Origin of the sequence: Xanthomonas sp. BRIP62415 (assembly GCF_003993515.1) — a bacterium.
GTDB classification, from domain to species: Bacteria; Pseudomonadota; Gammaproteobacteria; order Xanthomonadales; family Xanthomonadaceae; genus Xanthomonas; species Xanthomonas euroxanthea.
This window is the reverse complement of the sequence record NZ_QEZH01000028.1, coordinates 166133-178233: the sequence shown is the minus strand read 5'-3', so window position 1 is coordinate 178233 and position 12101 is coordinate 166133. Positions and strand designations below refer to the sequence as shown.

At 67.0% G+C, this 12101-nt stretch carries 12 protein-coding genes; 5 read left to right on the top strand and 7 right to left on the bottom strand.

Features of this window, described 5'->3' with window-relative positions:
- Window position 1 precedes the first annotated feature (1 nt).
- Genes EO141_RS13430 through EO141_RS13410 form a run of 5 tightly spaced genes read right to left on the bottom strand, consistent with a single transcriptional unit; the run spans window position 2 to window position 4412 of the window.
- The gene (locus tag EO141_RS13430) at window positions 2-1195 is read right to left on the bottom strand and encodes an ABC transporter permease (RefSeq protein ID WP_127169439.1); all 1194 of its coding nucleotides are present in this window, start codon (window positions 1193-1195) and stop codon (window positions 2-4) included.
- Window positions 1192-1938, bottom strand: a complete 747-nt coding sequence (locus tag EO141_RS13425; RefSeq protein ID WP_104584186.1) for an ATP-binding cassette domain-containing protein — start codon at window positions 1936-1938, stop codon at window positions 1192-1194. The genes EO141_RS13430 and EO141_RS13425 overlap by 4 nt, the downstream gene beginning before the upstream one ends.
- 31 nt (window positions 1939-1969) lie before the next feature.
- Complete coding sequence (locus EO141_RS13420; protein WP_164739205.1) at window positions 1970-3568, bottom strand: alpha/beta hydrolase; 1599 nt, start codon at window positions 3566-3568, stop codon at window positions 1970-1972.
- A 59-nt stretch (window positions 3569-3627) separates the two neighbouring features.
- The gene (locus EO141_RS13415; RefSeq protein ID WP_016903655.1) at window positions 3628-3828 is read right to left on the bottom strand and encodes a helix-turn-helix transcriptional regulator; all 201 of its coding nucleotides are present in this window, start codon (window positions 3826-3828) and stop codon (window positions 3628-3630) included.
- Window positions 3825-4412, bottom strand: a complete 588-nt coding sequence (locus EO141_RS13410; protein ID WP_127169437.1) for a hypothetical protein — start codon at window positions 4410-4412, stop codon at window positions 3825-3827. Before EO141_RS13410 ends, EO141_RS13415 begins: the two co-directional genes overlap by 4 nt.
- Before the next feature lie 331 nt (window positions 4413-4743).
- Here EO141_RS13410 and EO141_RS13405 point away from each other — a divergent pair, with 331 nt between their 5' ends.
- Complete coding sequence (locus EO141_RS13405; RefSeq protein WP_127169436.1) at window positions 4744-6309, top strand: beta-xylosidase; 1566 nt, start codon at window positions 4744-4746, stop codon at window positions 6307-6309.
- 144 nt (window positions 6310-6453) lie between these two features.
- On the opposite strand, the gene EO141_RS13400 is transcribed toward EO141_RS13405, so the two are convergent.
- Window positions 6454-6726: a metal/formaldehyde-sensitive transcriptional repressor gene (locus EO141_RS13400; RefSeq protein ID WP_104584178.1), complete on the bottom strand. Its 273-nt coding sequence runs from the start codon at window positions 6724-6726 to the stop codon at window positions 6454-6456.
- A gap of 65 nt (window positions 6727-6791) precedes the next feature.
- Between EO141_RS13400 and dmeF the strand changes: the two genes are divergently transcribed.
- Complete coding sequence (gene dmeF, locus EO141_RS13395) at window positions 6792-7778, top strand: CDF family Co(II)/Ni(II) efflux transporter DmeF (protein WP_104584176.1); 987 nt, start codon at window positions 6792-6794, stop codon at window positions 7776-7778.
- 79 nt (window positions 7779-7857) lie between these two features.
- Here dmeF and EO141_RS13390 read toward each other — a convergent pair whose 3' ends face one another.
- Complete coding sequence (locus EO141_RS13390; RefSeq protein WP_241236667.1) at window positions 7858-8580, bottom strand: ferredoxin--NADP reductase; 723 nt, start codon at window positions 8578-8580, stop codon at window positions 7858-7860.
- 140 nt (window positions 8581-8720) lie between these two features.
- Between EO141_RS13390 and EO141_RS13385 the strand changes: the two genes are divergently transcribed.
- The 3 genes from EO141_RS13385 to panE are packed head-to-tail and all read left to right on the top strand — an operon-like array spanning window position 8721 to window position 11499.
- On the top strand, window positions 8721-9749 hold the full coding sequence (locus EO141_RS13385; RefSeq protein ID WP_209271788.1) for an ABC transporter ATP-binding protein: 1029 nt from the start codon (window positions 8721-8723) through the stop codon (window positions 9747-9749).
- A complete protein-coding gene (locus EO141_RS13380; protein WP_104584169.1) occupies window positions 9746-10549 on the top strand; it encodes an ABC transporter permease in 804 nt (267 codons plus the stop codon). The genes EO141_RS13385 and EO141_RS13380 overlap by 4 nt, the downstream gene beginning before the upstream one ends.
- 5 nt (window positions 10550-10554) lie before the next feature.
- Window positions 10555-11499, top strand: coding sequence for a 2-dehydropantoate 2-reductase (panE, locus tag EO141_RS13375; RefSeq protein ID WP_184631093.1), 945 nt, complete (start codon window positions 10555-10557; stop codon window positions 11497-11499).
- Window positions 11500-12101: the final 602 nt, after the last annotated feature.

Below are 12101 nucleotides of genomic sequence, written 5' to 3'. Positions count from 1 at the left end.
ATCAGCCGGAAATCGCCAGCCGTTCCTGGTGATAGCGCCTTACCGCCGCGTACCACAGCAGCGCGGCCAGGCCAAAGCCCGCCAGCAGGTACACCGCCCAGGTCTGGGCGTCGATCTGCTCGTGGCGGATCACCTTGAGCAGCATCTGGTTCTGCGCCAGGAACGGCACCGCGAAATGCCACAACTGCGTCTTCAACGGATACGCCATCAGCGCATAGCCGGGCAGCATCGGCAGCAGCAACAGCCAGGTCATATGCGCCTGCGCTTCCTTCATGCTCTTGGCGGCGGCGGCCAGATAGGTCAGCAGCGAGGTGCCGATAAACAGCATCGGCACCAGGATGAACAGCATCTGCAGCATCGGCACGATGCCGACATTGAGCTGGCGGCCCAGGTTCGACGTGGACAGCTGCGCGCTCACATTGAAGGCCAGCAAGGTCAGCAGCAACGACAGCATGCCGATCACGCAGGCGGCGGCGATCTTGCCGCTGACGATCGCGCTGCGCGGCGCCGGTGTGGCCAGCAGGGGTTCCAGCGACTGGCGTTCGCGCTCGCCGGCGGTGGCATCCAGGATCAGCGAGGCGCCGCCCAGGAACGAGGTGATCACCAGCAGTACCGGCAGCAGCATCGCCATCATCTGCCCGCGTTTGGCTTCGGCGGTGGCCAGATCCTGCGCGGCGATTTCCAGCGGCCTGCCCACCTGCGCATCGATGCCGCGCGCCAGCAGGCGCAGTGCACCGACCTGCTGGCTATAGCTGCTGAGCGCGGCCTGCAGGCGCAGGCTCGGCACGTCGGCCTCGCGCCGCGTGCTGTCCTTGATGACCTCCACCAATGCCGGGCGCCCGGCGCGCCAGTCGTCGGCGTAGCTGGCGCTGATGCGCAGTGCCACATCCACATCCTGGTTGCGGATTGCGGCGGTCAGATCGGCCGGCGCATCGACTGCGTTGAGCCCCTGCGCGGCCAGAAAGCGCACCAGATTGGGCGCGTTCTCGCGGCCGAGCATGGGAATCTCCAACGGTTTGTCGATCTGGGTACGCACACGGCTTTCGCTCAGTGCGCCCATGCCCAGGATCAGGATCGGATACAGCAATGGCGACAGCAGCAAGGCCAGTGCCAGCGTGCGGCGATCGCGGCCGATGTCGCGCAGTTCCTTGCGCAGCACCGTCCACAGCGTGGACAACAACGATGTGGTGCTCATGCGTGCAGTCCCTCGTCCGAGCCGATCGCCTTGACGAAGGCGTCTTCCAGATTGTCTTCCCCGGTGGCGGCGCGCAGTTCGTCGGCGCTGCCGCAGGCCACCACCGTGCCCTTGGCAACGATGACGATGCGGTCGCACAGCGCCGCCACCTCCTGCATGATGTGGCTGGAAAAGATCACGCAGCGGCCCTCGGCCCGCAGTTGCTGCAGAAAGCCGCGCATGGCGCGCGTGGTCATCACATCCAGCCCGTTGGTGGGCTCGTCGAGGATGACGTTGCGCGGGTCGTGCACCAGCGCGCGTGCAATCGCGGTCTTGGTGCGCTGGCCCTGGCTGAAACCTTCGGTCTGGCGATCGAGAATGTCGTCCATGTCCAGCGCCGCCGACAGCAGGCGCGTGCGCTCGGCAATGCGCGTGCGCGACATGCCATGCAGCTCACCGAAGTAGGCGATGTTCTCGCGCGCGGTCAGCCGCTTGTAGACGCCGCGCGCATCCGGCAACACGCCCAGCGCGCGGCGCACGGTCACCGGGTCGCGGGTGGCATCCACGCCATCGACAGTGACGCTGCCCTGGTCGGGCGACATCAGCGTGTAGAGCATGCGCAAGGTGGTGGTCTTGCCGGCACCGTTGGGGCCGAGCAGGCCGGTGATCTGGCCATCGGCGGCGCTGAAACTGACCCCATCGACCGCCTTCACCGGCCCGGTCTTGGTCTTGAACGTTTTGTGCAGGTTGTCGACGACGATCATGCGTGCGCCTCCGTGGCGTGGTCGGTGCGACTCATGGTTCCCATCCGTTGAACGAGGTAAACGCGGGCACGTTGTTGAGGCTGGCCACGCACTGCGCATCCAGTGCCTTGGCATTGGCGGTCTGCAGGAACTGGCCCAGCACCTTGGGCATGCAGCCGAGGCGAAAGACGCCATGGCCCTGCCCTGGCGCCACCAGGTGGCGGCCATTGGGCAGGCCCTGCAGTACACGTTCGGCATAGCGCGGCGGCGTCACCGGATCCAGCTCGCCCGACAGCAACAACACCGGCAGGTTGGACTTGAACGGCGCGGCATCGGCAGCCGGGGCCGGCTTGGTCGGCCAGGCCGTGCAGGGCGCGAAGAACATCTGCGCCACGTCCGCCCCCAGCAAGGTCCCGTCCTTGGCGGCTGGCGGGGTATAGCGTCCGGCGTCCTCGCTGCACAGCACCGACCACTGCATCGGGCGATTCATCTGGTCGGACATGTCCGATGCGCTCATCTGCGCCAGCGCCATCAACGAGGCGTAACGGCCCGCCGCCGCCTCGTCCAGCACCAGCGGCAGCAACGAGGCGGTTTCCGGCGCATACGAAAACCCGAACGCCAGGCCGACCACGGTATCGGCCGTCACCTGCTCGTGGTGCAGTTCACCGGTGCGCGGATCGCGGTAATCCACTGCAACCGGCGCCTGCCGCAGGCGCTCCACCACCTGCCGCAGCTGCGTGCGCGTGTCCACCGGAAAGCGTTTGGCGCAGGCGGGTTCCTTGCGACATTGGCTGGCCTGCAACGCGATCGCATCTTCGAACGTGCGCGCGAACTCGCCGCCGATCACCAGATCGTTTGGCGCAACGCCATCGATCACCAGCGTGCGCGTGTGTTGCGGATAGCGCGCCGCATAGTGCTGTGCCACTCGGGTACCGTAGGAGCCGCCAATCAGGTTGAGCGTCTGCACGCCCAGTGCGGCGCGCACCGCATCCAGATCGCCAATGGCCTCACTGGTGGTGAAATAGCGTGTATCGGCGTCATTGCGCAGCCCCTGTGCACACTGGCGTGCGTAATCGGTCAGTTGCTCGGCGGTGGCGGCACTGCTGTTTTCCAGCATGAGCGGCTTGCCGGCGGCATCGCGGCACTCCAGCGGATGCGAGCCGCCGGTCCCGCGCTGGTCGACCAGGAAGATGTCGCGCTGCTTGCGGACTTCATGCAGACCCATGTCCACGATCGCGGCGACCTGCGTGGCCGATTGCCCCGGCCCACCGGCGATGAAGAACACCGGGTCCGGCGTGCTGCCGGCGCCAGCATCGCTTTCCAGCCAGGCGATCTTCAGGTCGATGCTGCGCCCTGTCGGCGCGGCCGGGTTTTCCGGCACCCGCAGGCTGGCGCACTGCGCTTCGATATTGCCGGCCGCGCTGCCGGAACTCAGCGTGCACGGTGCAAAGTGCAATGCGCCGTAGCGATTGCCGGCGGCGGTGCCGGTCTGCGCCGTTGCAGCACGCGGCTGCACGCTGCCGGACGCGGCCGGGCCAGCCTTGGTCGCGCCAGCTGCGTTTTCAGCCGGCTGGTCCGCCCGCTGACATCCGCTCGCCAGCAGCGCGAGCAGCAGCATTGCCACCAGTGTGGGTTGCTTGACCATGTTCACCATCTCTCCTGATATCCCTGTCCCCTGACACCGCAGCCGGTCGGGTGTGACCGGCGCGACTACTGCCCGTCTTCGTAAAGAAAAACGTGCTCGATCGATTCCCCGAACAAGCGCGCGATGCGAAACGCCAATGGCAGGCTGGGATCGTACTTGCCGGTCTCCAGTGCATTGATGGTCTGCCGCGACACACCCAACCGCTCGCCCAGCTCGCCTTGCGACCAGCCACTGGCCTCGCGCAGTTCGCGCACGCGACTATTCATTGAAACCGTCGTGCGTTGATGCTTTTGGTGACGCCGTAGATGGCGCACAACATCGGAAACACCCACAACATCGCCACCGTCGCGGGAATGTCGATCAGCTTGGCGGCCTGCAGAAAGCCGCCGGTCATGTACGCGCTGCTGAGCAGGCCGGCGGCAATGGCGATGGACTCCAGCTCGATGCGTCGCTGCATCTCATCCGAGTCGCGCACGTAGCGCGCCACCGCGCGGATCACCAGGGCGACCAGCACCGCCGGCAACAAGGCGATCAGCACGCGCGCCCAGCCCGGATCCACGCGGGCAAGCACATGGTTCCAGAACAGCATCACCACCACATACATCCCCATCGGCACGCCGAACTCGCGGTGATAGCGTCGCGCCAGGACCGGCCGCGTGCTGTCGCGCAGGCTGCCACGCGACAGCCAGAGCAGCAGCGACAGCAACAGGCACGACACGCCCCCGCCCACGCACAGCCCGGCAAGGTAGGCGCCCAGCGGCAGCAGCCGCCAATGCCCGAGCACCCCCACGGCAAGCAGGCCCGCACCCAGGCAGAGCGCCATCAGCGCGTTGCGATTGCAGCCGGTCATGCGCCGTGCCGCGCAGGTGTCGATGCAGGCAGTGGCAGGCCAGTGCTGCGGATTCCGACTCCGCCGCGCAGCAAGGGCTGCGCCGACCATGCCGGTCTGCATTGCAGTTGCCGATGCCGCTGACGCATTCCCTTCGCCTGTCAAGTCAACTTGACAGGCAAGATGCGCCTGCCGTGGCCAGCTGTCAAGCACCCTTTACATGGTCGATCGTGTGCGCCTTTCCCACGCTGCGGCGCGACGATCGCAAGAAGCAGACGCAAGCAGCTGCGGCGTGCAGCGCGGGACCCGAGCTGGGTTACGCTCCCCCGATCGAACCTCGGCGGGAGCGCCAATGCGTCTGAAGATCTTGTTGGCAATTGCACTGGGCGGCTGCATGGCGGCCTCTGCCATGGCGCAGGCGCCAGCGCCGCGCACCATCCAGGTGGATCTGGGCAGCGCCGGCGGGCCGGTCGACCGGTTCTACGACCTGTCGATCGGCTCGGACTTTCCCGGCACCTTGATCCGCAGCGACAGCCAGGCGCAGCTGGTGCCAGCGGTGCAGGAGCTGGGGTTTCGCTACATCCGCTTCCACGACGTGTTCCATGACGTGCTCGGCACCGTCAAGGAGGTGGACGGCAAACTGGTGTACGACTGGACCAAGCTGGATCAGCTCTACGACGCGCTGCTGGCCAAGCGCATCCGCCCGTTCGTCGAGTTGGGCTTTACGCCCAGCGCGATGAAGACCTCCGAGCAGACGCTGTTCTACTGGAAGGGCAACACCTCGCATCCGGACCCAGCCAAGTGGACCCAGCTGATCGATGCATACGTGCGCCACATCCGGGCGCGCTATGGCGCCGAGGAAGTGCGCCAGTGGTACTTCGAAGTGTGGAACGAGCCCAACCTCAAGGATTTCTGGGAAAACGCCGACCAACAGGCCTACTTCGAGCTGTATGCGAACACCGCACGCACGATCAAGGCAATCGATCCGCAGCTGCGCGTCGGCGGCCCGTCCACCGCCGGTGCGGACTGGGTGCCGGAACTGCTGGCCTATGTTGCCAAGAACAAACTGCCGATCGACTTCGTCACCACGCATACCTATGGCGTGGACGGCGGCTTTCTCGATGAAGACGGCAAGCAGGACGTCAAGCTGTCGGCATCGCCGGACGCCATCGTCGGCGATGTGCGCCGGGTGCGCACGCAGATCCAGGCTTCGCCATTTCCGGATCTGCCGCTGTATTTCACCGAGTGGAGCAGCAGCTACACGCCGCGCGATTTCGTCCACGACAGCTACATCAGCGCGCCCTATATCCTGACCAAGCTCAAGCAGGTGCAAGGCCTGGTGCAGGGAATGAGCTACTGGACCTACACCGATCTGTTCGAAGAACCCGGCCCGCCGCCCACACCCTTCCACGGCGGCTTCGGGTTGATGAATCGCGAGGGCATCCGCAAGCCGGCCTGGTTCGCCTACAAGTACCTGCACGCGCTCAAGGGCCGCGACATTCCGCTGGGCGATGCGCATGCGTTTGCGGCGGTGGATGGTCAGCGCATCGCGGCAGTGGCCTGGGATTGGCAGCAGCCGGTGCAGGCGGTGAGCAATACACCGTTCTATACCAAACAGGTGCCCAGCACCGACAGCGCAGCGCTGGTGTTCCGGCTGGCGCAGGTGCCGGCCGGCAACTACCGGCTGCAGGTGCGCAAGACCGGCTACCGGCGCAACGACCCGCTGTCGCTGTACATCGACATGGGCATGCCCAAGGACCTGGCACCGCGGCAGCTGGCGCAGCTGCAGCAGGCCACGCGCGATACGCCCGAACAGGACCGCCGCGTACGTGTCGGTGCCGACGGCGTGGTGGAGATCCGCGTGCCGATGCGCAGCAACGACGTGGTGCTGATGACATTGGAGCCTTCGGCGCGCTGAGTGCACGGCAAGCCCTTGCCCCCGTGCACGCGGGCGAGGGCGGACGGCGCGCAGGAACCGCAGTGCGCGCATGGCACATGCCGGGTCCTGGCGCCGGCCGCATCCGCCTGGCGGCGAACGCGTTGCTTCTTCCGATGGCCGCGCCTACTTCAGATACGTCCTGAGAATGGCGGCGATGTCGTCGACCGCCAGCTCGCGCTCGCTCAGCGCGTCGGGCGCGGCGACGTGATGCTTCAAGTGCTCGCTGAGCAACTCCACCATCAAGCCCTGCGCAGCGCCACGAAACGCCGCCACCTGCGTCAATAACGCCGTGCAGTCCACGTCCTGCGCCAGGGCCTTCTCCAGCCCCTCCACTTGTCCACGGATCCTGCGCACGCGGGCGAGCAGCTTGGATTTGTCCTGATTCAGATGCGCCATTGCCATATACCCCCTGGGGGTACCTGAGATACCATAGGGGGGTATCGTAGCCAGGGCCTCTCCCGATGTCGATCATGCATGCCGCGCCGCACTGCGCGCAGTCGCACACCTTCGCCAGCGCCAACCCGCTGGCCGAGCGCAGCACCCGCAAGGCGGTCATTCTGACCGTGGTGATGATGGTGGCGGAGATCGTCGGCGGCTGGACGCTCAACTCCATGGCCCTGCTCGCCGATGGCTGGCATATGAGCTCGCACGCGCTGGCGCTGGGCCTGGCGCTGTTCGCCTACCGCTTCGCGCGGCGCAATGCAGGCGACCTGCGCTTCAGCTTCGGCACCTGGAAGGTCGAAGTGCTCGGCGGCTACACCAGCGCAATGCTGCTGCTGGGCGTGGCCGGCCTGATGGCGTTCCAGTCGGTGGAACGGCTGTTTTCGCCCAGGCCCATCCAGTACCAGGAAGCCACCGTCATCGCCGTCATCGGCCTGCTGGTCAACCTGATCTGCGCCTGGTGGTTGCGCGACTCGCATGGCCATGCGCATGGCCACCACCACGGGCACGACCACGCGCATGACGGTCATGGTCATGGTCATGGTCATCACCACGATGGGCATGCCGATCTCAATCTGCGCGCCGCGTATCTGCACGTGGTGGCCGATGCCGCGACCTCGGTCCTGGCGATCGTCGCGCTGCTCGCCGGCATGTACTGGGGCGTGAGGTGGCTGGATCCGATCATGGGCATCGTCGGCGCGGTGCTGGTCACCGTGTGGGCGTGGGGGCTGCTGCGCAGTACCGGCCGGGTGCTGCTGGATGCGGAGATGGATGCGCCGGTGGTGGCGGAAGTGAAGCAGGTCATCGCCGGGCTGCCGCATGCCATCGCCATCGGCGACCTGCATGTCTGGCGCGTGGGCAGCGATCGTTATGCCTGCGTGGTCAGCCTGGTCACTGCGGCCGACATCGATGCGGACCTGGTGCGCGCCGCCTTGCAGATCCACGAAGAACTGGTGCACATCACCGTCGAGTTGCGTCGCCCGCGAGCGGCGCTGGCGGCGGCCTAGCGGCCCGGCAGCGCCAGCTGTGGGCGGGCCTTGCCATCGCCGGGGCAACCGGGCCTGCGCCGGCCTTGCGCGGAAAGCCTCAGGTCTTTGCCGGTGCCGGGCTGACGTATTTCTCGCGGCGGATCTGCGCGTTCGGCAGGCCGGCTGCCTTCAGGGCGTCGATGCAGCTGTCCACCATGTCCGGGTTGCCGCACAGGTAGGCGATATCGCCCTGCGCATCGGGCGCGCATTCGGCCAGCTGCTGCTGCACGTACCCGTGCCGCACATCGGCATGCGGCTGTTCCGGCAGCTCGCGCGAAAAACACGGCATATAGCGGAACTGCGGGTGCGCATCGGCAAACGCGCGGAAGTCGTCGCCGTACAGCAGCTCGGCCGGCGTACGCGCGCCCTGCAGCAGCAGCACCTGCACGCCGCGGGTGGCGATCGCCTCGGCCAGCAACGGCAGCATCGAGCGGTACGGGGTGACGCCGGTGCCGGTGGCGATCAGCACATAGCGCCGGTTGTGGTCGCCCGCCGGCAGGCAGAAACGTCCATAGGGACCGCTGGCCTGCAACTGGTCGCCGATCTGCAGGCCTTCGAACAGCGCGGTGGCCGAGCCGCCGGGCACGAAGCTCACCGCGATATCCACCGCCTCGCCCGGTCCGAACGCGTGGTCGTGGATGGTCGCCAGCGAATAGCTGCGCTTGGTCGGCGTGCCGTCGGCGGCAGTGAAATGGATCTGGATGAACTGCCCGGGCTGGAAATCCAGCGGCTGCCCGTCGTCACGCAGGAACTGGCAGTGGGCCACGGTGGGCGCGATCATGCGCCGGTCGACAAGCTTGAGGGGGAATTGAACGGGCACGAACGTATTTAGGACAGTCTGTGATCGGGGCTTGCCCCCGCGGGCTTCTATAATAACGGCCTGTAACTCGCTGCGCCGTCACGCTGACGCGAAGGAACATCTTGAATTCCCCATCTCCGACCACCGCACCCGCGCTGCGTGTGTGCGATCTGCGCAAGACCTACGACAACGGCACCCAGGCGCTCAAGGGCGTGTCGCTGGACGTGGCGCCAGGCGACTTCTTCGCCCTGCTCGGCCCCAACGGCGCCGGCAAATCCACCCTGATCGGCATCATCAGCTCGCTGGTGAACCTGTCCGCCGGCCAGGTGGAAGTGTTCGGCACCGACCTGGTCGGCCAGCGCAGCGATGCGATGCGCCTGATCGGCCTGGTCCCGCAGGAGGTCAACTTCAACCTGTTCGAAAAACCCTTCGACATCCTGGTCAACTACGCCGGTTTCTACGGCATGCCGCGCGCCGAGGCCGAGCGTCTGGCCGAAGCAGAGCTGCGCCGCTCGCACCTGTGGGAAAAGGCCCAGGTGATGAGCCGCACGCTGTCCGGCGGCATGAAGCGCCGGCTGATGATCGCCCGCGCCATGATGACCCAGCCGCGCCTGCTGATCCTGGACGAGCCCACCGCCGGCGTGGACATCGAGATCCGCCGCGACATGTGGCGCGTGCTCAAGGAGATCAACGCCGCCGGCACCACCATCATCCTGACCACGCACTACCTGGAAGAAGCCGAGCACCTGTGCCGCAACCTGGCCATCATCAACCACGGCCAGATCGTCACCCAGGGCCCGATGCGCGAACTGCTGGCCAAGCTCGACGTGGAGGGCTTCCTGTTCGATATCGACGGCGACCTGCCGGCCGAACTGCCGGTGATCGAAGGCACCACGCTCACCGCCATCGACGGCCACACGCTGGACCTGGACATGCCGCGCGCGATGGATCTCAACCGCGTGTTCGCCACGCTCGGCAGCGCCGGCATCCGGGTGCGTTCGATGCGCACCAAGAGCAATCGGCTGGAAGAGCTGTTCGTGCGCCTGACCGGCGACGCCCCGGCCCCGGCCGATGCCGCCGCCACCGCATCCACGCCTGTCGTGCCCCACGGCACGCCGCCAGCGCAGCCGCGCAGCGGAGGCCAGCCATGAACGAGATCCACACCGTGACCGAACCCACCAACGCGCGCCGCAACTGGATTGCACTGGGCACCATCGTGCGCCGCGAAGTGCAGCGCATCCTGCGCATCTGGGGTCAGACCCTGGTGCCGCCGGCCATCACCATGACGCTGTACTTCTTGATCTTCGGCGGGCTGATCGGCTCGCGCGTGGGCGACATGGGCGGCTACACGTACATGCAGTTCATCGTGCCGGGCCTGGTGATGATGAGCGTGATCCAGAACAGCTACGGCAACATCTCCTCCAGTTTCTTCGGCGCCAAGTTCGGCCGGCATGTGGAAGAGCTGCTGGTCAGCCCGATGCCCAACTGGGTGATCCTGTGGGGTTATGTCTCCGGCGCGGTGCTGCGCGGGGTGATGGTCGGCGCGCTGGTGCTGATCATCGCGATGTTCTTCACCCCGGTGCGCATCCCGCATCCGCTGGTGACCCTGACCACCGTGCTGCTGGGCGCGACCATCTTTTCGCTGGCCGGCTTCGTCAATGCGGTGTACGCCAAGAAGTTCGACGACGTGGCGATCGTGCCGACCTTCATCCTGACCCCGCTGACCTATCTGGGCGGCGTGTTCTATTCGGTGAAGCTGCTGCCGCCCTGGGCCGAAGCGGCCACCCACGCCAACCCGATCTTCTACATGGTCAACGCGTTCCGCTATGGCCTGCTCGGCAGCTCGGACGTGCCGATCTGGGTCGCCTACGCGCTGATGCTGGGCTTTGTCGCGGTGCTCAGCGCGCTGGCGCTGTGGCTGCTGCGCCGTGGCGTGGGCTTGCGGAGCTGATGACGATGGCAATGCGTATCTTGATCCTCGGCGCCGGCGGCACCGGTGGCTATTTCGGCGGGCGTCTGGCGCAGGCCGGGGTCGATGTCACCTTCTTGGTGCGCGCTGCGCGGGCCGCGCAACTGCAGGCCGATGGCCTGCGCATTCGTAGTCCGCTGGGCGATGCGGAGCTCCCGGTGGCGCATGTCACCGCGCAGGATCTGCCGGCGCTGGTGGCGCAGCGGCCGTTCGACCTGGTGATCCTCAGCTGCAAGGCCTACGACCTGGACAGCGCGATCGAGGCGATTGCGCCGGCGGTGGGCGAGCACACCACGGTGCTGCCGATCCTCAACGGCCTGCGCCATTACGCCGCGCTGGACGAGCGTTTCGGTGCGGCACGCGTGCTGGGCGGGCTGTGCTTCATCAGCGCCACCAAGGGCGCGCAGGGCGAGATCCTGCACCTGGGCAAGCCGGCGGCGATGACCTTCGGCGAGCGCGATGGCAGTGCGGAGTCGACGCGCGTGCAGGCATTTGCGGCAGCCTGCACGCAGGCCGGCATCGATCATGTGGCCAGCGCGCAGATCGCGCAGGAGCAGTGGATCAAGTACAGCTTCCTCACCGCGCTGGCGGCGGCCACCTGCCTGATGCGTGCGCCGGTCGGGGCGATCGTCGCCACCGACGACGGCCGCGCCTTGATCAACGGCGTGTACAACGAATGCCTGTGGGCCGCCGATGCGGCCGGCCAGCCGATTCCGGAAAGCGCGCGCGCCAAGGCGCTGCAGACCTTGTTGCAGGTGGATTCGCCATTGAAGGCCTCGATGTTGCGCGACCTGGAAGCCGGCCAGGAAGTAGAAGCGGCGCAGATCGTCGGCGACATGCTCAGGCGCGTGCGCGAAACCGGACGCAACGCACCACTGCTGATGGCCGCCAACGTGCATCTGCAGGCGTATCAGGTGTTGCGGCATAGCTGATGGGCATGGCGGGCGGGCGTGCGCGTCGCCCCCCATCCGCCCTTCGGGCACCTTCCCCCGCAAGCGGGAGAAGGCAGTGGCAGCCCCGCTGCATGACTGGACGAGCGGCCTGCGTCCCTACACCGCGGCGCCACCTTCTCCCGCCTGTGGGAGACGGTGGCGCAAAGCGCCGGATGAGGGCGCGTCCACTCGGCGCAACCGTCGCACCACCACAGCAACCTCCCCGCCCCCACCGCTTGCTCCCGCAGATCCCTTCCCTTCTCCCGCCTGCGGGAGAAGGTGGCGCAAAGCGCCGGATGAGGGCGCGCCGGGTCGGTGCAGCCTCACACCGCCACAGCGACCTCCTCGCCACCCCGCCGCCTACTCACCGCAGATCCTTCTCTTGCCTGCGGGAGAAGGTGGCGCAAGGCGCCGGATGAGGGCGCGCCGGTCGGTGCAGCCCTCGCACTACCACAGCGACCTCCTCGCCACCCCGCCGTTTGCTCCCCGCAAATCCTTCTCCCGCCTGCGGGAGAAGGTGGCGCGAAGCGCCGGATGAGGGCGTACTCGGTCGGCGCAGCCTTCGCGCCGTCACGACGCCACGCACACGATGCTCTGCAGCC

Excerpts from the sequence above, each read along its gene's own strand:
- EO141_RS13430 (WP_127169439.1), bottom strand. The coding sequence starts at position 1,195 with ATGAGCACCACATCGTTGTTGTCCACGCTGTGGACGGTGCTGCGCAAG.
- EO141_RS13425 (WP_104584186.1), bottom strand. The coding sequence starts at position 1,938 with ATGATCGTCGTCGACAACCTGCACAAAACGTTCAAGACCAAGACCGGG.
- EO141_RS13415 (WP_016903655.1), bottom strand. The coding sequence starts at position 3,828 with ATGAATAGTCGCGTGCGCGAACTGCGCGAGGCCAGTGGCTGGTCGCAA.
- EO141_RS13410 (WP_127169437.1), bottom strand. The coding sequence starts at position 4,412 with ATGACCGGCTGCAATCGCAACGCGCTGATGGCGCTCTGCCTGGGTGCG.
- EO141_RS13405 (WP_127169436.1), top strand. The coding sequence starts at position 4,744 with ATGCGTCTGAAGATCTTGTTGGCAATTGCACTGGGCGGCTGCATGGCG.
- EO141_RS13400 (WP_104584178.1), bottom strand. The coding sequence starts at position 6,726 with ATGGCGCATCTGAATCAGGACAAATCCAAGCTGCTCGCCCGCGTGCGC.
- dmeF (WP_104584176.1), top strand. The coding sequence starts at position 6,792 with ATGTCGATCATGCATGCCGCGCCGCACTGCGCGCAGTCGCACACCTTC.
- EO141_RS13390 (WP_241236667.1), bottom strand. The coding sequence starts at position 8,580 with ATGATCGCGCCCACCGTGGCCCACTGCCAGTTCCTGCGTGACGACGGG.
- EO141_RS13380 (WP_104584169.1), top strand. The coding sequence starts at position 9,746 with ATGAACGAGATCCACACCGTGACCGAACCCACCAACGCGCGCCGCAAC.
- panE (WP_184631093.1), top strand. The coding sequence starts at position 10,555 with ATGGCAATGCGTATCTTGATCCTCGGCGCCGGCGGCACCGGTGGCTAT.